The organism is Mesorhizobium sp. C120A (genome assembly GCF_030323105.1).
In the GTDB taxonomy this organism is placed as follows: Bacteria; Pseudomonadota; Alphaproteobacteria; order Rhizobiales; family Rhizobiaceae; genus Mesorhizobium.
Window position 1 is genome coordinate 199432 of sequence record NZ_CP100476.1, and the last position, 22066, is coordinate 221497.

The following is a 22066-nucleotide window of genomic DNA, read 5'->3' on the forward strand; positions in this document are numbered from 1 at the left end:
CCCTTTCAAGAATGAGTGTAATGCAGCAGCGTCCACTCATCCACGTGGACACGGTCCTGCGGATGAACAACGAGCGTGGTGGCGGGATGTTCGATGATGGCCGGACCGATCACCTCATGGCCGGGCTGCAGTAGGTCCATCTCGTAGAGATTGGCCTTGTGCCAGCGTCCCCCGATATAGGCCTCGCGCACGCCCTTGTGCGCTGCTGCCGGGGCCGACTTGCCGAGCGGGCGCTTCAAGAGCACCGGCTTGACCTTGTCGGCGGTGGCGATCAATCCGAGCTCGGTGATGGTGAAGCCGGCTTCGCCATAGCGCGAAATGCGATGGTTGACCTTGGCGTAGACCGCCTCGAACTCGTCGATGACCCTACGCATGTCGTCAGCCGAATTGACCTCGGCAAGCGGTGCCATGACCTCGACATCCTCGAGCTGGCCGGTGTAGCGCATCATCAGGAACGGCACGGTCTTGATCTTGTCTCTGATATGGCCGTCGCTGATCATCTCGTCGACCGCCGCCTTGGTGAGATCATTCCAGACGTCGGTGACCTTCTTGCCGAAAGCGAGCAGCTCGTCATCGCTTGCGCGGGCGCCGATGTCGTGCTGCGTCGAGACCGAATGCCGACGCATGAAATCGGCGGTGGTGCAGCCGAAGGCCGAGAAGGCGGCGGCAAACTGGAAGGTGATGATGTCCTTGAAGCCGATGCCCCTGGAGCAGCCGGCCAGATGCAGCGGACCCGAGCCGCCATAGGACAGCAGCGTGAATTCCGAGGGATGGATGCCCTGGCCGGAGATGACCCGGCGCAGCGCGTTGTTGGCATCGGCTTCCAGCATGTCGATCATGCCTTCGGCAGCCTCCTCGACACCGACGCCAAGGATGCTGGAGCATTTTTCCTCAAACGCTTTGCGCGCCTTCTCGACCTGCAAGACGACCTTGCCGCCGAGGAAATAATACGGGTTGAGGCGGCCTAGTATGGCGTCGCAATCGGCGATGGTGGGTTCAGTGCCGCCCTTGGCGAAGCAGATGGGGCCGGGGTCGGAACCGGCGCTTTCCGGCCCGAGCGAGACTTTCTTGGTCAGCGGGTCGACCTTGAGGATCATGCCGGCGCCGGCGCCGATCGTGTCGAGATGCAGCGTCGGCACGTTGAGCTTGAAACGGTCCATCAGCGGCTCGTTCTCGATCCGCGTCTGGCCGCGCGAAATGACGCCCATGTCGAAGGAGGTGCCGCCCATGTCCGAGCAGATCAGGGAGTCGTTGCCGATGAGCTTGCCGACATAGGCCGCGCCGAGAATACCGCCGATCGGGCCGGAAATCATGGTTTCGTGCAGGCGCGGATGGTTGATCGAGGTCAGGCCGCCAAAGGACAGCAGCGTCTGCACGCCGTATTTGAAGCCGTATTTTTTCGAAACGTCCTCGATGCTCTTGAGCTGCTTGCGGCCGCGCGACGTCGCGTAGGCTTCGATCAGCACCGAGTTCAGCCGCGACTGTTCGCGGATGACCGGGCGGACCTCGTGGCTGGTGTAGATGAGGATGTCGGCGCCGGCTTTCAGCACCTCCTCGCGGCAGATCTCGGCGATGCGCTTTTCGTGCACCGGATTGACGTGCGAGAAGATGGTCATGATGCAGATCGCTTCGACCTTGTCGGCGATCAGCTTTTTGGCCGCAGCCGAGACCTCATGGTCGTAGAGCGGCAGCACGATGTCGCCGAACTGGTCGATGCGCTCGGTGACGCCATGGGTGCGACGGCGCGGCACCAGCGGATCGGGATGATGGTGGGTCACCGCATGCAGCCGGTCGGCATAGGAATAGTCGGCCCAGGCCTGCAGGCCGCGACCCATCAGGATCATGTCTTCCAGACCCTTGGTGGTGATCAGGCCAAGCCGGCGCCCGGTGCGCGACAACAGTGTATTGAGCATGCCGGTGCCGGAATAGAGCACGACGTTGACGCCGGAGAACAGCTGCTCCAGCGAGATGCCCCAGGCGTCGGCCGCGTCTTCGGCCGATGCGAGGAAGCCTTCGGCCTCGTTCTTCGGCGTGGTTGCCGACTTGCCGATCTTGAAGTGGCCGTCCTGGTCGACAAGGATCGTGTCGGTCATGGTGCCGCCGGCGTCGATGCCGATGACGATTGGATTGCCGACGATGGGGCTGGTGAGGTTGGGTTGGGTCACGGTCGCCTCAGGATTGCTGTAGGATGGCTCAAGCTAGATTCCTTGGGCGGCCTTGCGCCATATGCCAAAAGACACAATGTCCGCCGGACCGGGATCGCCGAGAAAAGGGCATGCGCATGGGCAATATCTGGGGGCCGCTCGCCAGGGCGATTGCCGCCACCGGTACGGACAGGCATGTCGACTGCCTGATTGACCTGATCGGCGCCGATATCGAGCACGATCTCGTCACCGTGACCCGATATTCGGCGACGCAGACGCCGGAATTCATCAAGCACCGGCGCTTCTCCGACGAGATGGTCCGGCGCTATCTCGACAATTACTACGTCTTCGACCCGTTCTATGCCTCGTGGCGGCGTGAACGCCGGCTGGGCATCCTGCCGCTGAAGCGGCTTGCCGACGACGAGGCCAAGCGCGGCCAGTACATAGCGGGCTTCCTGGCGCAGTCGGAAATCTGCGACGAGGTCGGCATCATGCTGGCCGATGGCGGCGACTGGTGCCTCGGCATCTTCCTCGACCGCTCGACCTCCACCTTCAAGGAGAGCGAGATCGCCCTGCTGGACGAGCGGCTGCCGGTGTTCGAGGCGCTGCATGCACTCGACATTGAGGCGCGGGGGACGGAATTCTCCCGCACATCGGCGCCGACCGGCCCCGGCGCCTCGCCCCGGCAAGAGCCGACTATTCCTGCGAGCCTGTGGCCGGAGCTTTCCTTGCGCGAGCGCGAACTGGTGCAGCTGATCCTCGCGGGTCACCCGACCGCCAACATCGCCGAGCGGCTCGGCATCACCGTTGGCACGGTGAAGAACCACCGCCGCCGCATCTATGAGAAGCTCGACATCACCACCGAAAGAGAACTGTTTTTACAGTTCTTCCAGCACCGCGCGGACGGCTAGGTATCGCCCTCAGTCGTGCAACTGCCTGGAAATCGGCGGGCCGACCGTAAAGCCCGAAAAGGTGACTTCGAAACCCTCGCGCTGCGGCGAGCAGCACATCATGCCGACATCGACGGATTTCGAGACCGGGAAATAGGCCAGCCGCACCGGCTTCCAGTGACTATCGGTGGAGTCCAGATACTGGACGCGGATCGCCTCGGCGTGGCGGGTCAGGCGGATGCGGACGCCGTCGGGGCCGGCCGCGATGGCTACAAGGGACCAATCGGAGGTGTCGTTGGTGACGACGACAGAGAAATACGCCAGCCCGTCGGTGTATTCGATGCCGGCCTTGATCCAGTGCGTTTCGCTCAGCCGCAGCATCAGCCCGGCCTGGTCGTAGAGCACCTTGTAGTCGCCCTTGACGGTGACTTCGGCGCTGAAGTCACCCTCGACCGGCCGATACAGGAAATGGCCATTGTCACGCCAGAAACCGTAAAAGGTTTCGCGCCAGAAGTCGGTTTCCTTGCCGGTGCGCACATGCACCGTGTCGTCGCCGACAACATGATGCGGCGGCGGGTTGAGCCAGGTCAGGTCCTCTTTCGCCGCCGTCATCGGTTCCCCCGCGATCAGCCGGCAAATGTATAGGCCGTCTTTACCGTGGTGTAGAACTCCGCGGCATAGCGGCCCTGCTCGCGCGGGCCGTAGCTCGAGCCCTTGCGACCACCGAACGGGACGTGGAAATCGACGCCCGCCGTCGGCAGATTGACCATCACCATGCCGGCTTCGGAGTTGCGCCGGAAATGCGTGGCATGCTTGAGGCTCGAGGTGCAGATGCCGGACGTCAGGCCGAAGGGGGTGTCATTGGCAACCGCCAGCGCCTCGTCATAATCCTTGACACGGATGACATTGGCGACCGGCCCGAAGATTTCTTCGCGCGAAATGCGCATGGCGTTGGTGCTCTCGGTGAACAGTGCCGGCCTGAGGTAGAAGCCGGGCGTTTCGCGATCGAGCCGCTCGCCGCCGAAAGCGAGGTTGGCGCCTTCCTTGCTGCCGATGGCGATGTAGTCCTCGTCCTGCTTGAGCTGGCTCGCATCGACGACCGGTCCTATCTGGGTCTTGGTGTCGAGCGCATCGCCGATGACGAGCTTTTCCAGGCGCTCCTTGAGCGCGGCGACGAAGCGGTCGTGAATGCCCTCGGTCACCACCAGGCGAGAAGAGGCCGTGCAACGCTGGCCGGTCGAGAAATAGGCGCCGTTGATGGCGCATTCGACCGCCGTGGCGAGGTCGGCGTCATCAAGCACGACCATCGGGTTCTTGCCGCCCATTTCGAGCTGGAACTTGCGCATATGCTCGACGCTTGCGGCGGCGACGCGTTTGCCGGTGCCGACCGAGCCGGTGAAGGTGATGGCGTTGAGGTCGGGGCTGTCAAGCATGGCCTGGCCGACCACCGAGCCCTTGCCCATGACCAAATTGAGCACGCCTTTCGGCAGGCCGGCGCGGTGCAGGATGTCGACAATGGTCCAGGCGCTCTCCGGCACCAATTCGGCCGGCTTGAAGACGATGGTGTTGCCGTGGGCCAACGCCGGCGCGATCTTCCAGGTGGGGATGGCGATCGGGAAATTCCACGGGGTGATGATGCCTACCACGCCGACGGCTTCGCGGGTGATCTCGACGCCGACGCCCGGGCGCACGCTGGGCACCAATTCACCCGACAGGCGCAGCGTCTCGCCGGCGAAGAAGTCGAAGATCTGGGCGGCGCGGATGGTCTCGCCAATGCCCTCGGCCAGCGTCTTGCCCTCTTCGCGCGACAGGGCGCGGCCGATCTCTTCCTTGCGCGCCATGATCTCGTCCGACGCCTTTTTCAGCACGGCATGGCGAACCAGCGGCGCCGAACGCGACCAGGCCGGGAAAGCAGCCTTGGCCGCCGCGATGGCCTGCTTGGCCTGTTCGGCACCGGCCGAGGCATATTCGCCAACGACATCCCCCGTGTTCGAGGGATTGATGTTGCGCGAGCCGGCTTCGCCCACCCACTCGCCGTCGATCAGATTTTTACGAAACAGGGTCATGTCGCAGTCTTCCTTGTAATGGTTCGCTGGCGGTGCCGTATGCCTGAATCATTTATCAGACAAATGACGACACTGTGAGGCCTGAAGTCTAGCTGCGGACTGGATAGCCGATGGCGCGCTGCTGTGAAAGCCGCGACCTCAAAACGGACGATATGAAGCAGGCCGCTGTCAGCTCGGAAAAGTCCAGAACAGGCAAGCCAGCGTTGCCGCGGCGAAGATGACGAAGAACAGGCTTCTGAGCAGGATGTTACGGCGCAGCTCGTTCATGGTGAAATGACAGCCGACGATTGCCGCGGCAAACAGAAAGCGCCAGTTGAGCAGCGCCCATAACACACTGCTCTGGCCGAAGGCCCAGCGGGCGACGAGGCAGCCGACAATGGTCGCGAACAAGGCGATTACCGCCCAGAACAGCGCGTCCGCCGCATGGGTGAGCACGATGCCGGCGGCGCGGATCGGCAGGATCATCATCAGCATGGCGCTGAAGAAATAGACGGCGGCGAGCGGCAGGAACGAGCCAGCATCGGCGATGCCGTCCAGCCGCCGGACCCCGATCGCGCCATAGGGATAGCCGTGCCGGGCAACCGCCAGGCTGAGCGCCATGAGCAATGCGGTGAACACCGCGACCAGTGCGAATGTGGAGAGAGCCTTGCTCATGCCGTTCCTTGTTCTGATGCCCTATCCGGGCCGAATCACAAGGAGCGATTTTAGCGCACGGTCCTGAATTGCGCGTCAGCTTTGGTGAGCGCCGATCTTCACCGGTCGCTGTTTTCGAAGGCGCCCATGCCTTGCGCGATCAGATTAGTGGCCATGACCAGCGAGACGATGGCCGCCGAGTTGAAGATCACCACCCACCATTTGCCGCCGGTCAGGAAGCCGTAGCCGTCGGCGACCGCCAGTCCCCAATCGGCTGAGGGAGGCTGGATGCCGAGGCCGAGGAAGCTCAGCGTGGCGATCGAAAAGAAGGCGTAGCCAAGCCTTGTGACCAGCTCGATGAGGATGGTTTCCCTGACATTAGGCAGGATCTCGAGGAACATGATGGAAAGAGCGCTCTCGCCGCCGAGACGAGCGGCGCTGACATAGTCGCGTTCGCGCTGCTCGCGCACGGCGGCACGCACCGTCCGTGCCACCAGCGGGGCATAGGCGATGCCGATCACAAGGATGACGGTGAGGTTCGATGGCCCAAGCGCGACCAGCGCCATGGTGACGAGGACGATGAAGGGAAAGGCCATCAGCGTGTCGAGCAGCCTGGCGCCGATGGCGTCGATCAGCCCGTCGAAATAGCCGAGCACGAGGCCAAGCACGCTGCCGGCGGCAACGCCGAGCAGTGTTGCTGCCGGCGCGACCAGCAGGATGTCACGCGAGCCGACGGCGATGCGCGACAGCACGTCGCGGCCAAGTTGGTCGGTGCCGAACCAGTGCGCCGCGTCGGGCGGCGCCAGCATGACGAGGAAATCCTCGGCATAGGGATCGTAGGGCACAAACAGGCTGCCGAACACGGCACAGCCGACCCAGAACAGCAGGATCAGCGAGCCGATGATGACCGAGGGCGGCAGCTGCGAAACAGTCTCGCGGATGCGACTTGCTGCCCGCCAGCGCAGCGTACGGCGCTCCGGCAATTCCATCAGTTCCATCATGGCGAGACACGGCGGCGCTGCCGCGGATCGAGCAAGGCATTCACGAGATCGCCTGCCGCGGCCGACAGCACGAAGATGGTCGCCATGACCAGCACGCCGGCTTCGAGCATCGGGAAATCTCGCGCCTTGGCGGCGTTGAGGACAAGGTTGCCGAGGCCCTGTATGCCGAACAGGGCTTCGATGACCACCAGACCACCCAGCATGTAACCGGTCTGGGTCGCGAGCACGGCGATGGTCGGCGTCAGCGCATTGCGCAGCACGTGCCGGATGAGGATTTCGCGACGCTCGAGGCCTTTCAGGACGGCGGTGCGCGTATAGTCGGCGGCCAGCGCCTCGATCACGCCGGCCCGCGTCATGCGGGTGATGTAGCCGGCAAGGTTCAGCACCAGCGGCAGCGCCGGCAGGATCAGATAATAGCCACTGACCCACAGCCCGGCGCCATCGGGAGCAGCGCCGGTGATCGGGAACCAGTTCAGCCACAGGCCGAAGACGATGAGCAACAGCAGGCCGGAGACGAAGTCCGGGACGATGCCGAAGGACACGCCGGCGAGTACGATCAGGCGGTCGATAAAGCGGCCCTGGTTGAGACCGGCGACGATGCCGGCGCCGATGCCCAGCGGCAGCAGAAAGACGAGGATAATTCCGGCAAGGGCCGCCGAGCGCTTGAAGCTTTCCAGAACGAAGGGCGCCACCGGCAGACGCAGCGACAGGGAGGTGCCGAAGTCGCCTGACAGCACGCTGCTGAACCAGTGCCAGTATTGCACGAGCACCGGCTGGTCGGCGCCGAGCTGCCTGTTCAGCGCCGCGACGGCCTCGGCATCGGCGAACGGCCCGAGCATGAGGCGACCGACATCGCCGGGCAGAACCTGCCCGGCGAAGAACACCAGCATGCTGACCAGCCACAGCGTGAGCAGAAGCGAGGCTGCCCGCACCGACACAGTGCGGCCGGTCAGCATCGGATTTTAGTGCCCGGAGTGGCTGGACGTCTCGCAATCATGCCTGGGCGAACGTCACGCGGTCGAGGAGCAGATGCGAGATCGCCGTGAAGCGGACGCCCTCGACCTTCGACGAGACGATGCGGCTGTATTGCGAGAAGTAGCTGATGATCAGCGGCGTCTCGTCCAGCAGCAAGGTCTGGATCTTGCCCGCTGCAAGGCGTTGCGCCTGAAGGTCGCGGGCCTTGCCGTATTCGAGCAGCAACCCGTCATAGGCCGGGTTGTTGAAATGCGCCGCATTCCAGGCGCCCGAACTCTTCAGCGTCGCGTTGAGGAAGATGTCGGGCGTGCCGCGATGGCCGAAATCGGTGATGCCGAGATTGGAATCGAGCCATGGCGACGAGCCGAATTTCGCCGAGCCATAATAGGCGTCCTGCGGCAGCACGTTGAGCTTGATGTCGATGCCGGCCTTCTTGGCGAAGTTCTGGATCAGCACCGCATAGTCGGGAATGTCATAGGCGCGTTCGGTGGTCAGCGTCACCGGGAAGCCGTTCGGCACGCCGGCCTCGCCAAGCAGGCGCTTGGCCTCGGCGATGTCCTGCTTGCGCTGCGGCACCGACGGATCCGCCGAGGGGAAGATCGGCGCAAACGGCGTGTCGTTGCCGACAATGGCGCGGCCCTTGAGCAAGCCCTTGACCACCGCCTCGCGATCGATGGTGAGCGCCAGTGCGCGGCGGATGCGCTTGTCGGTGAACGGCGCCTGGTCGGTCCGCAGATGCACCTCGTCATGCGAGCTTGCCTGCACGCTGAGCAGCTTGAAGTTGGGATTGCCCTCGATCGCCAATTCCAGCCGGGTCGTGCTCGGGATGACGTCGAGCTGGCCGGCCTGCAGCGCCAGCACCTGCGCCTGCTCGTCGTCGAAGAACTTGATTTCGACGCGGTCGGGCAGCGCCTTGTCGCCCCAATAGTCAGGGTTGCGCACGAAGCTGGCGCCCTGCTTGGGGCGGAAGGATTCGAGCTTGAACGGGCCGGTGCCGTTGAAATTCTTCTCGAAATCGCCGGCATAATCGGCCGGCAGGATGACGGCATTGTAGACGTCGGACGAGACATAGAAGGGGAAGTTGCTGTTGGGCCCGTCGAGATCGAAGGCGACTGTCAGGTCGTCGACGACCTTGGCGCCGCCCTTGGACAGGATGCCCTTATAGGCAGACAAAGCGGACGAACCGCTGGCCGGATCGACCAGCCGCTCGAAGCTCGCCACCACATCCTTGGCGGTGACGGTGCGGCCGTCGTGGAATTTCACGCCCGGCCGCAATTTGAAGGTCCATCGGCTGGCGGTCTCGTCGGCCTCCCACGACAGAGCGAGCTTGGGCTGCAGACCGTCCTTGGGATCGTCGAGGATGAGATATTCGCCGACCTGGCTGATGACGCCGATGCTGGCCGGATCGGTGATGGAGACGGGATCGATCGCCTTGGTCGGCTGTCCGAGCCCAACGCGGACCGTGCCGCCGGCGCCGGCAGCGCGCGCCGTGCCGAAACCAGCAAGTCCCTGCGAGGCGGCAAAGCCGGTGAGGCCGATCAAGGCTGCGTATTTCAGCAGATCGCGGCGCTTGAGGAAGCCGGCCTGGTGCTCATCGACGGCGACGTTCCAGATGTCGCCGGACAGATTGCGAAGCGTATTGATGTCGTTGCGTTTGGTCATTCTGGAACCCCTGTCTGAAATGACTGTTGAATGGCTTAAGCGACTGGTTCGCCGTCGAGATGGATGCGGTCGACGGCTTGCGGGTAAAAGGCGATGAGGCCCCTGATCTTGGGCATTTCGGCAATGGGATCGCGGTAGCTCCAGGCGACATCGGGGCTCACCGAGCCGTCGGCGCGCCGGCCCGACCAGTAGGAGGCGATGCCTTTGTAGGGACAGCGCGTCGTGCTGTCCGAGTCGACCAGACGGTCGAGCCTGACATCGTCCGGATGCAAATAGAAACGCGTCGGCAGATGCGTTTCGAACAGCAGCACCGGGCGATGGCTGTCGGCGATCACTTCGCCGTCGAACCAGATCTGGAGATGGCTTGAACTCTGCAGAGCGTCGATGCGGGCGTATGGGTCGCGGGCGTGGACGAAGACTTCTTCCTCCTCCTCGAACCATTGGTCGACCGCTTTCCAGGTGAAGGCGATGCGGCCGGCCAGTGGCGACAGGCTTTCATCCTGCGGCGCGACAAACGACCAGGCCGCATTGGGAGAAGCTTTCGATCCCGTCTCCAGGTCCCAATAGGTGGTTTCGCCGCCGACTGGATGCGGCTGGCGATGCTCGGACGGCTTCAAGAGCGAGCGGTCCACCGAGGAGGCCGGGAAGAAATAGATCGGCAGAAAATGGTTGGAGCGCAGCACCAGGACGTTGCGGCTGTCGGCGATGGTGCGGCCGGCGAATTTGACCCGAATGCGCTTGGGGCTGTGCAGAACATTGATGAGCTGCGGAGCCGTGGCTTCGCGGGGCTGAAGTTTTGGCGCTGCGGTCATATCAGTTGCCCCAAGTCAGGATACGGCGCGCACATTGTCGCGCTGTTCGGCGAAGCGGTTGGCCGGCCGAGCCAGGCCGAAACGATCACGCAGCGTCCCCGGCGCATATTCGGTGGGGAATACGCCGCGGCGCTGCAGTTCCGGCACGACCTGCTCGGCAAAATTCACCCAATCCTCCGGGAGCAGCGGGAACATCAGGTTGAAGCCGTCGGCGGCACCTGCCTCGAACCAGTCCTGCAGCTGATCGGCGATCTGGTTCGGTGTGCCGACGACGGTCGGCACCGAACCGCTGTTGGCGAGCTTGCGAGCGATCTCGCGCAGAGTGAGGTTCTGCTTCGACCATTCCTTGACGCGATTGAGCGAGGTGCGGCCGCCATTGAAGGTGCTCTCGTCCGGCAGCGGCGGCAGCGGGCCGTCCGGCGGATATACGGAGAGATCGACGCCGCTCCAGCTCGAGAGAAGGTCGATGCCGACCCGATCGGGAAGCAAGCTCTGCAGATACTCCTGCCGCTCGCGTCCCTCCGCTTCGGAAGCTGCGACGATCGGCAGGATGCCCGGCAGGATCTTGAAGCTCTCGGGCTTGCGGCCGTAACGGGCGAGGCGCTCGTTGATGTCCTGCCTATATTTGATGCCGTCTTCCTTGGTGCTGTAGATGGCAAAGTGCGCATCGGCATGCGCGGTAGCGAAATTCTTGCCGTCTTCGGACGAGCCGGCCTGGACGATCAGCGGATGGCCCTGCGGCGGGCGCGAGACATTGAGCGGTCCGCGCACCTTGAAGTGCGGGCCCTTGTGGTTGATCGCATGGACCTTGTCGGGATCGGCGAAATAGCCCGATGCCTTGTCGATAAGCAGGGCTTCGTCTTCCCAGCTGTCCCACAGTGCCTTGACGATATCGAGGAATTCGGTGGCGCGCTCATAGCGAAAGGCGTGCTCGATATTGCCGTCGCGGCCGAAATTGCGGGCCTCCTCGTCCATGGCCGACGTCACCACATTCCAAGACGCCCTGCCCTTGCTGATATGGTCGAGCGAGGCAAACATGCGGGCGACATTGTAGGGCTCGCTGTAGGAGCTCGAGGCGGTGGTGATGAGGCCGATATGCCTGGTCACGCCGGCAAGCGCCGACAACAGCGTCAGCGGTTCCAGGCGGGCATTGGCGTAATGGGCTACGCCGCTCTGTACGGAATCCCAGATCGCAACATGGTCGGCGACGAAGATCGTATCGATCCTGGCGCGCTCGGCAGACTGGACGAGATCGCGGTAGAAGTCGAAGTCGAGCACTTCGCGGCCGGGCGCGCGCGGATGGCGCCATGACATACGATGATCGCCCTGCGGGTTGAAGAAAAACGCGCTGAGGATCATGTGGTCGCGTGCCATGTCGGCCTCCTTGCAGAACTGCTCCAAGGGACCGTCGCGACGCCTCGACCGGCTGCGACAATCTCTCCTGAGCGATGAAAGGTAGATTGCGCTCCAGCTTAATTCGAGTAATTTTATAGAGATTGTGCGGCGCGAAAGCGGAAGCGATTGCCCTCGAAGACCGCGCCGAAAGAAAGTGGTTTCAGCAAGACATGTCGTCATCGGTTCTGAACGTCGAGCAGCTCACCGTCGCCTATGATGGACGCCGGGGATCGCATCCGGCCGTCAACGGCGTGTCGCTCGCCATCGGCGAAGGCGAAGCGCTCGGCCTTGTCGGCGAGTCCGGATCGGGCAAGAGCTCGGTGGCTCTCGCTATTCTGCGCTATCTGCCGCGCAACGCCCGGATCGCCGCGTCGGCGCTCGAATTCCAGGGTCGCGAGATCCGCAGTCTCTCCGGCGAGCAGCTTCGCCGGCTAAGGGGCGATCGCATCGCGGCTGTCTACCAGCATCCAGGTGCGGCACTCAATCCGGCCATGACGATCGGCCGGCAGATCACCGAAACGATCATGCGGCATCGCCAGGTTCGGCAGGACGAAGCACGCACCCGCGCCGCCGAACTGCTGAGCCGTGTCAGGGTGAGCAATCCGGAACGGGTGCTCGATCTCTATCCGCACGAATTGTCGGGCGGCATGCAGCAGCGCGCCAACATCGCGATTGCCATTGCGCTCGACCCGTCGCTGCTGGTGCTGGACGAGCCGACGACGGCGCTTGACGCCAGCGTCCAGTCCGAGATCGTCGCCATCCTGCAGGACTTGCGCCGCGATCACAAAACCAGCGTTCTGCTGATCAGCCATGACATCAACATGGTCCGCCGGGCCTGCGATCGGGTGGCCGTGATGCAGTCGGGGACGGTGGTCGAAAGCGGCATCGCCAACGATGTCTTCGAGAACCCTGTTCACGCCTACACCAAGGCGCTGATCGCCTCGATCCCGGCGCTCAACTTCACCAAGCGCGACGGCAGGCTGGCCGAGATGCACACAACCAGCCCGTCGAAGCCTGTCCGCAGCGATCAACCGGAAGCCGCACGTCCGATCGCCGTCGCCTGCAAAGGCATCAGCCACGCCTTCGGCTCCCAGGCCGTCCTGCACGATATCGACCTGGAGATAGCCCAGGGCGAGACGTTCGGGCTGATCGGCGAATCCGGCTCCGGCAAGTCGACATTGGCAAGGATCGTGACTGGCCTCCAGACGCCGGACGCTGGGTCGGTCGAGCTGTTCGGCAGCACTGTCGCGCCGCGCGTCGAGAAAAGAAGCCTGAGCGAACGGCGCGACGTGCAGATGGTGTTCCAGTCACCCGACCGCACGCTCAATCCGCGCCAGCGGATCGGCAGGATCCTCGGCCGTCCGCTGCGGCGGCTCGCCGGCTTTGGCCGCAGCGAGGTGAAGCAGCGTGTCGGCGATCTCCTGGCCTCGGTTCGTCTTGCCGCTACGACCGTCGACCAGAAGCCGAGATCGCTGTCTGGTGGCCAGCGCCAACGGGCGGCGATTGCGCGCGCCTTTGCCGGCGTGCCGAAGCTCGTGGTGTTGGACGAGCCGACCTCTGCGCTCGACGTTTCGGTGCAGGCGACCGTGCTCAATTTGCTCAACGACCTGCAGCGCGACAAGGACACCACCTATCTGTTCATCAGCCACGACCTAAGGGTGGTGCGCTATATGGCCGACAGGATCGGCGTGCTCTATCGCGGCCGGCTCGTCGAGACGGGGTCATCCGAGCAGATTTTCCGTGGCCCCAACCACCCCTACACGAAGCTGCTTCTGGCCGCCTCCTCGGATGAGACGGCGCCGAGGGCTCCGGCTCAGCTCCACGTCGCGGCACACGATGCCGAAACCTCCGGATGCTCCTTTGCCGCCCGCTGTCCTGTCGCGCTGCCCGATTGCCGAAAGGCGCAACCACCCGTCAGGCAGGCCGGCGACGGTCATCTGATCGCCTGCTGGAGGGACACAGGCAGTCTCTGATTGCGAAGCGGGCCGGCCCAACTGCAAGCCTGCCTTCGAAGAGATGTCCCCCGGCCGATGCGCCGGAGGACAGGCTTGGGAGGCGCCGGACGTCGGCTGGAAATTTCCGGCGATGGTTTTGACCAGCGTCGATTTGCCGGCACCATTGTCGCCCATCAGGCCGAGAACCTCGCCCTCATTGATGTCGAGCGACACATTGTCCAGCGCGCGGACGGCACCGAAATCCTTCACGATATGTTCGAGACGCGCTAGAACCGGCACGCATCCTCCCATGCCAATTTGTAAGTTTCTGATACAAATCCTCGTTTGAAACTTGGGTCAAAGGGCTTGGGGATGCTGAATATCTTGTTGCAATGCACCCAACCTTGGGTCTTTCAAACCGCCTAGAAATTCTATTAGTATGCAAATCAAACAAATTGTGGAGAACGACGTGCTGGTGTCGACCGATCTTCGGCCGAACGAAACGAGGGCACTTGCGGCGCTGTTTCGTGCCGGCGCGTTGAGCCGAGCGGCGCTCGCACGCGATCTCGGCCTGACCCGGTCGACCACCGGCGCCCTGGTGCTGGGGCTGACCGAAGCCGGTCTGGCGCGCGAGCGGTCGGATGGAACGGATGACGAGCAGGATAGCGAGGGTCGGGTCGGCCGTCCCGGTATCCTGGTCGAGATCGAAGGCAATGGCGGCTTCTTCCTTGGCGCTTATATCGGCGTCAACTGGATCGCAGTCGTGACTGTCGACCTTGCCGGCGCGCGGCGTGCGAGCGCCTCTAGGGCATTTGCCGGCCCCGGTAGCACGCCCGAAGCCGCGGTCGACATCATCAAGGAGCTCGTTGCCGAGATCCGGTCGCAATTGCCTGAAGGCACGCGCCCCTACGGGCTCAATGTCGCCGTGCCCGGCTTCCCCGCAGCTGATGGCGTCTCATACCATGCCACCATCCTTGGCTGGCACGGGGTCAATCTAGCGGAGCTTTTGGGCAATGCCTTTGGCGACGATTTTCCGATCCTCTTGGAAAACGATGCCAATGCCGTCGCGGTGGCCGAGACATACCGGCCGCAGCCGGGAAAGGACGATGAGGATGCCCTGGTCATCCTGATCGAGAACGGCGTCGGCGGCGGCATCATCAATGCCGGCAGGCTGCATCGCGGCCGACTCGGCGGCGCCGGCGAAATCGGTCATCTGCGCATCGGCGACGAAGGTTTTGTCTTCGACGCGAAGCGCCCGGGGCGGCTGGAATCCTATGTCGGCAAAGATGCGTTGCTGGCTCGCTATTTGCACATAAGCGGACTGCGCGCCGGCGTGGATGAGTTTGTCGCGGCGCTTGCCGGCGGCGATCCGGCAGCCGTCGCCACCGCGCGCGACTGGGCGCTCTGGTTCGGCCGCGGCCTGGCGACGCTCACCTGCACCTTGCAGCCGGAGCGCATCATCCTCTCGGGCTCGGTCAATGCCGTCTATCCTTTCGTCGCTGAGCAGGTCGAGGCTTTCCTGTCGGACTTCCTCGCCGAAGGCTATCCCGTTCCCCGGATCGAACTGGCGCGCGTCCGCGCCGACGGTCCGGCATTGGGCGCTGCCTGCCTGCTGCATCAGGCAGCTTTGTCGGGCGATCCGCAATTTCAACTTCGCGGCCTCGCCGCGCGCTAATCAGGAGAAAGATTCCATGCCTCGCAAAGATGAAAAGCGGCTGCGTGTCGGCGTGCTCGGCTGCGGTCCGATTGCGCAGGCGGCGCATTTCGAATCCTGCACCAAGGCGCGCAATGCCGATCTCTATGCCATCTGCGATGTCGCCGACGATCTGCGCGACAGGATGGCGGCGACCTACGCGCCCGAAAAATCCTATGCCGACTATGGCCAGATGCTGGCCGATCCCGACCTCGATGCCGTCATCATCGCGACATCGGACACGTTCCACGTCAAGGCCACGGAACTGGCGCTGGATGCCGGCAAGCACGTGCTGTGCGAGAAGCCGCTGGGCGTTTCGGTCGAGGAAGTCGAAGGCTTGCGGGCGGCGGTCGACAGGAGCGGCAAGGTGCTCCAGGTCGGTCATATGAAGCGCTTCGATCCCGGCATCCAGGCGGCCAAGGCCTTCGTCGACGACGAGATGGGTGAGCGGCTGGCGTTCAAGGGCTGGTATTGCGACAGCACCCATCGCTACCCGATGACCGATGCGGTCCAGCCGCTGATCATCACCAGCACCAAGGCGCGCAAGCCTTCCGTCAATCCCAAGGCGGATCTGCGCCAGTATTACATGCTGGCGCATGGCAGCCACCTCATCGACACGGCGCGCCATCTGCACGGCCCAATCGAGGCGGTCGAGGCCCGGCTCACCGAGCGCTACGGCGCCTATTGCTGGTTCATCACCACCATCTTCGCCGACGGGTCGGTCGGCCATCTCGACCTGACGGTTGCCGTGCGCATGGACTGGCACGAAGGGTTTCAGATCTATGGTCAGAACGGCAGCGTTCTCGCGAAGACCAATAACCCCTGGTACTACAAGAGCAGCGAGGTCGACATTTTCCGCGAGGCCGATGGCAGCTGGCATCGCACGCTTGGCGCAGACGGTCACTTCTATCGCCGCCAGCTCGAAGGCTTTGCCGATGTCGTGCTGAATGGCGCGCCCATGGTTGGCGCCGGCATAGACGACGGCATCGCATCGGTCAGGGGGATGGCGGCCATCGCCCGCTCCGCCGCTGCCGGCGGCCGCGCCGTCCGCCTCGCCGACGTCGACGGGGTCGTGTGATGCAGCTTGGGATCTTCGCCAAGACCTTCACCACCACCGGCGCCTTGCCGGTTCTGCGCGCGGTCGCGGACGCCGGCTACGCGGCGGCGCAGTTCAACCTGGCGTGCCTTGGACTGCCGTCGATGCCGGACAGCATCGAGCCGGATGCGGCCCGATCCGTCGTTGAGGCGAGCCGCCAGACCGGTGTTTCGATTGCAGCAGTGTCTGGAACCTACAACATGATCCATCCCGATCGCAGGGTTCGCGATCAGGGACTCGCCCGGCTCGAGGTACTGGCTGCGTCATGCGCTGACATGGGCACGCGGCTGATTACGCTGTGCACCGGCACCAGGGATGCTGAGGATCAGTGGCGCTGGCATGCCGACAATGCCACTGACGCCGCCTGGAGCGATCTTCGGGTGGAGATGGAAGCCGCGATCGCGATTGCCGAGCGCTTCGACATCGAGCTTGGCATCGAACCGGAACTTGCCAATGTCGTCTCCAGCGCGCGGGCCGCACGCCGCCTGCTCGATGAGGTGAACAGCAAGCGCCTGCGCATTGTGCTCGACCCGGCCAATCTGTTCGAAGTGGCTGACAGCGCGGAGCGTCATCGCCTGATCGACGAGGCCGTCGACCTGCTGGCCGCCGAGATCGGCATGGCCCATGCCAAGGACCGCCATGCCGACGGCAGTTTTGCCGCCGCCGGACAGGGCGTTGTCGACTTCCCGCATTTCATTAGCCGCCTTCAAGCTGCCGGGTTCGACGGCCCCCTGATCACGCACGGCCTGATGGAGGCCGAGGCGCCCGGCGTGGGCGCCTTCCTTCGCTCTGCGCTCGAAGAAAGCGGAAGAGCGTGAAACAGACCTTCAGCCGCGACGGTGCCGACCTTGCTTACCGGGACGTCGGCGCCGGCTTCCCCGTCATCTTTCAGCATGGGCTGGGCGGTGATGAAGCGCAGGTCGCCGACGTGTTTCCCGACCTGCCGCAGACACGGCGGGTGACGCTCGAATGCCGTGGCCAGGGTGGATCCGGCTACGGGCCGGTCGAGCGGCTTTCGATTGCGACTTTTGCTGAAGATGTCGAAGCGCTCGCCGACGATCTCGGCATCGGTCCGGCCGTCGTCGGCGGCATTTCGATGGGTGCGGCGCTGGCGCTGCGCCTGGCAGTGCATAGGCCGGCCCGTGTGCGCGCTTTGGTGCTCGCCCGGCCCGCCTGGGTAGCCCAGGCGGCTCCGGAAAATATGAGGCCCTATGCCGTCGTCGGCGATCTCTTGATGCGGCATTCGCCTGAAGACGCCAGGCGTCTGTTCGATGACAGCGCTGTTGCCGGCGAACTGGCCAGATTGGCGCCGGACAATCTCGGCAGCCTGCAAGGCTTCTTCACTCGCCCGGACCCGGTTCTGTTCGGCAGGCTGCTTTCGGCGATCGCCGGCGATGGTCCCGGCGTGAGCGAGGCGGACATCCGCGCTATCGCGGTGCCGACTCTTGTCATCGGCCATGACCATGACCTCGTCCATCGCCTGGCCGACGCACAGACGCTGGCCGGACTCATTCCGTCGGCCCGGCTTTGCACCATCACAGCCAAATCGCAGGATCGCGCCGCCTACCGGCTGGAATTCCGCGCCTGTCTTTCGGAATTCCTGGAACCGCTCGCATGACGCATCAAACGATGGACGACACGATCGCCGTGGTCGAGATCGGCGGCACGTCGGTCAAGGTTGGCTTTGCCGACCACGGCATCCCGGTGGATTCCCGAGCTGAACGGCATCCGGCTGGGTACGGAACTGGCATCGCGGCTCCGCGTTCCCGTGCGGCTCGAACGCGACGTCGTGCTGCAATTGCTGGGTGAAAGCGTCGCCGGCGCAGTGAAGCGGCAAAAGGAGGTGCTGGCGGTCTATCTCGGCACCGGCATCGGTGCGCCTATCTCGGCAAGGACGGCATTTTCAGGGGTGGCGGCTGGGCGCTCGAGATCGGCCACATGCCGATCTACCGGCCCGACGAAAGCGGTCCGCCAAACCGGGTCGAGACCTATGCCTCAGGGGCAACGCTCGTCGAACTCGCGACAGACTACGATATCCCGGTGGCCGATCTGTTTTCGGCGGCCGGGCAGCCGCCATCGCTGCGCGAATGGCTCGACGAAATCGTCTGGCAGCAGGCGGTGGCCGTCGCAACCGCAGCCGCCCTGTTTTCCCCGCAGACGATCCTGATCGGCGGCGGTATCGTCGACATGAAGTCCTATCCCCGCCAGACGCTCAAGCAGCGCATCGCGGACAGCCTGCCGCATTCGCTTGTTGTAGAGCCTCTGGACATACGCTGGGCGGCCCTGGGCTGGCAGGCGGCGATCCATGGCGCGGTGCTGCTCGGCGCGGTGTGATCGCCGTGATTGCTGTCGGCGAAGGATTACTTGATCGTCTTGCCGTCCGCCCCAAACCGGTATGTCTTACCCGGCTCGGGCGTTGCATACAGCGTCGCACCGGGCTCGGCGTCGTAGACACCGAAAATGCGCACCGTGATCAGCCCGGCCTTTTCGCAGTCGAGATAGAGGTTGGTGTCGGCGCCGAGATGTTCGGCGTGCACCACCGTTCCCTTCCAGGCACCGGACCTTGGATCCACGGTCAGATGCTCCGGCCGCACGCCTATCGTCTTGGCCGTCTCGCCCAATCTGGCGCCGTCGATGAAATTCATCTTCGGCGAGCCGATAAAGCCGGCGACGAACTCGTTTGCCGGCGAATTGTAAAGCTCCATCGGGCCGCCGATCTGCTCGATCTGGCCGGCGTTGAGCACGACGATCTTGTCGGCCAGCGTCATCGCCTCGACCTGATCATGGGTGACGTAGATCATCGTTGCCTTCAGCCGGCGATGCAACTGCGCGATCTCCAGTCGCGTGTTGACGCGAAGCGCTGCATCGAGGTTCGACAAGGGCTCGTCGAAGAGAAACAGTTTTGGCTCACGCACCACGGCGCGGCCGATGGCGACGCGCTGGCGCTGGCCGCCCGACAGTTCCGCCGGCCGGCGCTCGAGATACGGTTCCAGCGACAGCATCGACGAGGCGACGCCGATGCGTCGCTCGATCTCTGGGGCGGGCGTGCCGGCCTGCTTGAGGCCGAGGCCCATATTGTTCTTCACCGTCAGATGCGGGTACAAGGCATAGGTCTGGAACACCATGGCGATGCCGCGTTTTGCCGGGGGCGTGGCCGAGACATCGGCGCCGTCGATCACCACCCTGCCGGAGGTCGAATCCTCCAGCCCGGCGATGACCCTGAGCAAGGTTGACTTGCCGCAGCCAGATGGGCCGACGAAGACGACGAATTCGCCGTCGGTCACTTCGAGGTTGATGCCTTTCAGCACCTCGACCGGCCCGAAGGCCTTCTTCACATTCTCGATTACCAGCGAGCCCACGGCTTCGTCCTTGTTCTAGAGTTTGCCCTACTAGAGCTTAACTGGGGCGCCGCTGCGCACGCTCTCATCGGCGGCAAGGCAGACGGCGAGCGATTTGACCGCGTCGTCCATGTGGCGGGTCAGGTCGATGTCTTCCCGGATCGCCTTCAGCACGAAGGCCTGTTCGAGATCGCAGAGGTCCTGGTGGCCGGGTTCGCCGTCCATCGACAGCATCTCGTCCGGCCTGGCGAACTTGCCGTCCGCGCCGGTCGCCGCACTGTGCAGGCGGATGGTCGAGGTCTTGGTGTGGGTGTCGATGTCGTCCGACTTCACACCTTCCTTCATGACGATCGACACGCAGCCATTGGGCGAAATCACGTCCTTCACGAAGAACGCTGTCTCCGAGATCATCGGGCCCCAAGCCGCCTCGTACCAGCCGACCGAGCCGTCGTCGAACAGCACCTGGAGATGGCCGTAATTGTACATTGTCGGCGCGATCTCCTCGGTCAGCCGCAGCCCCATGCCGCGCACCTCGACCGGCCTGGCGTCGGTGATCTGCAGCATCACGTCGAGATAGTGCACGCCGCAATCGACGATCGGCGACGTCGTCTGCATCAGTTGCTTATGCGTCTGCCAGGTCGGGCCTGACGATTGCTGGTTGAGGTTCATGCGAAACACGTAAGGGCCGCCGAGCTTGCGCGCCTCGGCGATCAGCCTGACCCAGGACGGGTGGTGGCGCAGGATGTAGCCGATCACCAATTTTCGGCCATTGGCCTTGGCCGCGGCGACGACGCGCTTGGCGTCCGCCACCGTCGTTGCGAGCGGCTTCTCGACGAAGACGTGGCAGCCGGCCTCGAATGCCTTCACCGCATAGTCGGCATGGCTGTCGGAATAGGTGGCGATGCAGGCGACATCCGGCTTTTCATCGCGCAACGCGTCGTCGAAGGAGCGCCTGATGCCATAGCCCGACAGCCCGTCCGGTAACGGCACGTCGGAGCGGTTGATCAGGGCCGCGATCTCGAAGCCCGGATTAGTGTGGTAGGCCAGCGCATGGCTACGCCCCATGTTACCGAGGCCTGCGACGACGACGCGAAGGGGCGATTTAGAGGTCACCTAACTACTCCAGATGTTCCAGTTGTTCCTTCTGAGAGGGTGTCACCCCACCCGGCGCTTCGCGCCGACCTCCCCATCGAGGGGAGGTAGGACGTTGGCGCGAACACCCTCACTGCCAAAGAAGCTTCTCCGAAAGTCGCCCTTTGGCGGTCGTGAATGAAGCCACGACCTTTTACCTCCCCTTGATGGGGAGGTCGGCGCGCAGCGCCGGGTGGGGTGAAGGCTCCAGCAGAGATTTGTAGGGCTCCGCTCACTTGACGGCTCCGGATGTGATGCCGCGGATCAGCTGCCGCGAGAAGATGACGTAGAGGGTCAGCACCGGCATGATCGCCAGCGAGAGTGCGGCCAGGATGGCGTTCCAGTTGGTGACGAACTGGCCGAGGAACAACTGCGCGCCGAGCGTCACCGTCTTGGTCTCTTCCGACGGCGCCAGGATCAGCGGGAACCACAGATCGTTCCAGATCGGGATCATGGTGAAGACGGCGACCGTCGCCATCGACGGCCGCACCAGCGGCAGCACCAGCCGGAAGAAGATCGTGTATTCCGACAGGCCGTCGATGCGGCCGGCATTCTTCAGATCGTCGGACACCTGCTTCATGAATTCCGACAGGATGAAGACGGCCAGCGGCAGCCCCTGCGCGGTGTAGACCAGGATCAGCGCCGTCAGCGTGTTGACCAGCCCGCTCGCCACCATCAATTGCAGGATGGCGACGGTGCCGAGCCGGATCGGGATCATGATGCCGAGCGCGAGGTAAAGCCCCATCAGCGTGTTGCCGCGGAAGCGGTATTCCGAGAGCGCGAACGCCGCCATCGCGCCGAACAGAAGCACGAAGAACAGCGAGGCGACGGTGACGACCAGGCTGTTCTGGAAATAATGGATGAAGTCGCCCTGGCCGATCACCGTGGTGTAGCCGATCAGGTCGAAGGTTTTTGGCGTCGGCGGCGTCAGCGGCTCGCTGAAGATGCCGGCGCGCGATTTGAACGAGTTCATGATGACCAGGATCACCGGAAACAGCGCGATCGCCGTGTAGGTCAACAGGATCGCGTGGGCGCCGATGGTGCGGGGCAGCGAACGGGTGGCGGTGCTCATTGGAAGGTCTCCTGACGAGCGATGACTGTTGAGGTCGGCACCAAGGCACCCCCCTCTGTCCTGCCGGACATCTCCCCCGCAAGGGGGGAGATCAGATGCCGCGACTGCTTTCGCCAATCGCCAACGTTGCAAGACGAGCGGCAAGGCCAGAGCTGCCAATCTCCCCCTTGCGGGGGAGATGGCCGGCAGGCCAGAGGGGGGTGTTCAAGCTCGACATCTCGCCC

19 protein-coding genes and 2 pseudogenes are annotated in these 22066 nt (G+C 63.9%); 8 read left to right on the plus strand and 13 right to left on the minus strand.

The genetic code is table 11. The annotated features are described in order from the left end of the window. Positions 1–5 precede the first annotated feature (5 nt). Positions 6–2165 (minus strand): hydantoinase/oxoprolinase family protein, encoded by a 2160-nt coding sequence (locus tag NL532_RS00965; RefSeq protein WP_023828599.1) that lies wholly within the window; start codon positions 2163–2165, stop codon positions 6–8. Between the two features lie 110 nt (positions 2166–2275). Between NL532_RS00965 and NL532_RS00970 the strand changes: the two genes are divergently transcribed. Continuing rightward, complete coding sequence (locus NL532_RS00970) at positions 2276–3055, plus strand: helix-turn-helix transcriptional regulator (RefSeq protein ID WP_023806175.1); 780 nt, start codon at positions 2276–2278, stop codon at positions 3053–3055. 9 nt (positions 3056–3064) lie between these two features. On the opposite strand, the gene NL532_RS00975 is transcribed toward NL532_RS00970, so the two are convergent. From NL532_RS00975 to NL532_RS01010, 8 genes are all read right to left on the minus strand, one after another. Continuing rightward, positions 3065–3646: a DUF1349 domain-containing protein gene (locus NL532_RS00975; protein WP_023755594.1), complete on the minus strand. Its 582-nt coding sequence runs from the start codon at positions 3644–3646 to the stop codon at positions 3065–3067. A 14-nt stretch (positions 3647–3660) separates the two neighbouring features. Further along, positions 3661–5100, minus strand: coding sequence for an aldehyde dehydrogenase family protein (locus NL532_RS00980; protein WP_023828600.1), 1440 nt, complete (start codon positions 5098–5100; stop codon positions 3661–3663). A 168-nt stretch (positions 5101–5268) separates the two neighbouring features. Further along, positions 5269–5754 (minus strand): hypothetical protein, encoded by a 486-nt coding sequence (locus tag NL532_RS00985; protein ID WP_023668827.1) that lies wholly within the window; start codon positions 5752–5754, stop codon positions 5269–5271. A 98-nt stretch (positions 5755–5852) separates the two neighbouring features. Then, positions 5853–6734, minus strand: a complete 882-nt coding sequence (locus NL532_RS00990) for an ABC transporter permease (protein WP_023668828.1) — start codon at positions 6732–6734, stop codon at positions 5853–5855. Continuing rightward, positions 6731–7690 (minus strand): ABC transporter permease, encoded by a 960-nt coding sequence (locus tag NL532_RS00995; protein WP_031202827.1) that lies wholly within the window; start codon positions 7688–7690, stop codon positions 6731–6733. Before NL532_RS00995 ends, NL532_RS00990 begins: the two co-directional genes overlap by 4 nt. Positions 7691–7727: 37 nt before the next feature. Then, positions 7728–9371: an ABC transporter substrate-binding protein gene (locus tag NL532_RS01000; protein WP_023828602.1), complete on the minus strand. Its 1644-nt coding sequence runs from the start codon at positions 9369–9371 to the stop codon at positions 7728–7730. 35 nt (positions 9372–9406) lie between these two features. Beyond that, entirely contained in the window at positions 9407–10183 is a 777-nt protein-coding gene (locus NL532_RS01005) for a DUF427 domain-containing protein (protein WP_023828603.1), read from the minus strand. 15 nt (positions 10184–10198) lie between these two features. After that, complete coding sequence (locus NL532_RS01010) at positions 10199–11557, minus strand: LLM class flavin-dependent oxidoreductase (protein WP_023668832.1); 1359 nt, start codon at positions 11555–11557, stop codon at positions 10199–10201. Positions 11558–11748: 191 nt separating this feature from the next. Between NL532_RS01010 and NL532_RS01015 the strand changes: the two genes are divergently transcribed. Continuing rightward, complete coding sequence (locus NL532_RS01015; RefSeq protein WP_023745189.1) at positions 11749–13551, plus strand: dipeptide ABC transporter ATP-binding protein; 1803 nt, start codon at positions 11749–11751, stop codon at positions 13549–13551. 81 nt (positions 13552–13632) lie between these two features. Here the strand turns inward: NL532_RS01015 and NL532_RS01020 are convergent. Continuing rightward, positions 13633–13812, minus strand: a pseudogene (locus tag NL532_RS01020) (ATP-binding cassette domain-containing protein); the annotation flags it as partial. Between the two features lie 139 nt (positions 13813–13951). On the opposite strand from NL532_RS01020, the gene NL532_RS01025 reads away from it, so the two are divergent. The 6 genes and pseudogenes from NL532_RS01025 (at position 13952) to NL532_RS01050 (ending at position 18635) form a co-directional block, all read left to right on the plus strand. Next, a complete protein-coding gene (locus tag NL532_RS01025) occupies positions 13952–15187 on the plus strand; it encodes an ROK family transcriptional regulator (RefSeq protein ID WP_050590935.1) in 1236 nt (411 codons plus the stop codon). Between the two features lie 16 nt (positions 15188–15203). Further along, positions 15204–16283: a Gfo/Idh/MocA family protein gene (locus NL532_RS01030; RefSeq protein ID WP_023828604.1), complete on the plus strand. Its 1080-nt coding sequence runs from the start codon at positions 15204–15206 to the stop codon at positions 16281–16283. Continuing rightward, positions 16283–17119, plus strand: a complete 837-nt coding sequence (locus NL532_RS01035; protein WP_023694227.1) for a sugar phosphate isomerase/epimerase family protein — start codon at positions 16283–16285, stop codon at positions 17117–17119. The genes NL532_RS01030 and NL532_RS01035 overlap by 1 nt, the downstream gene beginning before the upstream one ends. Next, the gene (locus NL532_RS01040) at positions 17116–17919 is read left to right on the plus strand and encodes an alpha/beta fold hydrolase (protein ID WP_023694228.1); all 804 of its coding nucleotides are present in this window, start codon (positions 17116–17118) and stop codon (positions 17917–17919) included. The genes NL532_RS01035 and NL532_RS01040 overlap by 4 nt, the downstream gene beginning before the upstream one ends. A gap of 150 nt (positions 17920–18069) precedes the next feature. After that, positions 18070–18129, plus strand: a pseudogene (locus NL532_RS01045) (hypothetical protein); the annotation flags it as partial. A gap of 71 nt (positions 18130–18200) precedes the next feature. Further along, on the plus strand, positions 18201–18635 hold the full coding sequence (locus NL532_RS01050) for an ROK family protein (RefSeq protein ID WP_280799750.1): 435 nt from the start codon (positions 18201–18203) through the stop codon (positions 18633–18635). A gap of 26 nt (positions 18636–18661) precedes the next feature. Here NL532_RS01050 and NL532_RS01055 read toward each other — a convergent pair whose 3' ends face one another. From NL532_RS01055 to NL532_RS01065, 3 genes are all read right to left on the minus strand, one after another. After that, complete coding sequence (locus NL532_RS01055) at positions 18662–19660, minus strand: ABC transporter ATP-binding protein (protein ID WP_023668840.1); 999 nt, start codon at positions 19658–19660, stop codon at positions 18662–18664. Positions 19661–19690: 30 nt separating this feature from the next. Next, positions 19691–20752 carry a Gfo/Idh/MocA family protein gene (locus NL532_RS01060; protein ID WP_023755586.1) on the minus strand — a complete coding sequence of 354 codons (1062 nt, stop codon included), beginning with the start codon at positions 20750–20752 and terminating at the stop codon, positions 19691–19693. 250 nt (positions 20753–21002) lie between these two features. After that, the gene (locus NL532_RS01065) at positions 21003–21842 is read right to left on the minus strand and encodes a carbohydrate ABC transporter permease (RefSeq protein ID WP_023668842.1); all 840 of its coding nucleotides are present in this window, start codon (positions 21840–21842) and stop codon (positions 21003–21005) included. Between the last annotated feature and the right edge of the window lie 224 nt (positions 21843–22066).

Coding starts and splice junctions, on each gene's coding strand:
- NL532_RS00970 (WP_023806175.1), top strand. CDS start 2,276: ATGCGCATGGGCAATATCTGGGGGCCGCTCGCCAGGGCGATTGCCGCC.
- NL532_RS00975 (WP_023755594.1), bottom strand. CDS start 3,646: ATGACGGCGGCGAAAGAGGACCTGACCTGGCTCAACCCGCCGCCGCAT.
- NL532_RS00980 (WP_023828600.1), bottom strand. CDS start 5,100: ATGACCCTGTTTCGTAAAAATCTGATCGACGGCGAGTGGGTGGGCGAA.
- NL532_RS00985 (WP_023668827.1), bottom strand. CDS start 5,754: ATGAGCAAGGCTCTCTCCACATTCGCACTGGTCGCGGTGTTCACCGCA.
- NL532_RS00990 (WP_023668828.1), bottom strand. CDS start 6,734: ATGATGGAACTGATGGAATTGCCGGAGCGCCGTACGCTGCGCTGGCGG.
- NL532_RS00995 (WP_031202827.1), bottom strand. CDS start 7,690: ATGCTGACCGGCCGCACTGTGTCGGTGCGGGCAGCCTCGCTTCTGCTC.
- NL532_RS01000 (WP_023828602.1), bottom strand. CDS start 9,371: ATGACCAAACGCAACGACATCAATACGCTTCGCAATCTGTCCGGCGAC.
- NL532_RS01005 (WP_023828603.1), bottom strand. CDS start 10,183: ATGACCGCAGCGCCAAAACTTCAGCCCCGCGAAGCCACGGCTCCGCAG.
- NL532_RS01010 (WP_023668832.1), bottom strand. CDS start 11,557: ATGGCACGCGACCACATGATCCTCAGCGCGTTTTTCTTCAACCCGCAG.
- NL532_RS01015 (WP_023745189.1), top strand. CDS start 11,749: ATGTCGTCATCGGTTCTGAACGTCGAGCAGCTCACCGTCGCCTATGAT.
- NL532_RS01025 (WP_050590935.1), top strand. CDS start 13,952: ATGCAAATCAAACAAATTGTGGAGAACGACGTGCTGGTGTCGACCGAT.
- NL532_RS01030 (WP_023828604.1), top strand. CDS start 15,204: ATGCCTCGCAAAGATGAAAAGCGGCTGCGTGTCGGCGTGCTCGGCTGC.
- NL532_RS01035 (WP_023694227.1), top strand. CDS start 16,283: ATGCAGCTTGGGATCTTCGCCAAGACCTTCACCACCACCGGCGCCTTG.
- NL532_RS01065 (WP_023668842.1), bottom strand. CDS start 21,842: ATGAGCACCGCCACCCGTTCGCTGCCCCGCACCATCGGCGCCCACGCG.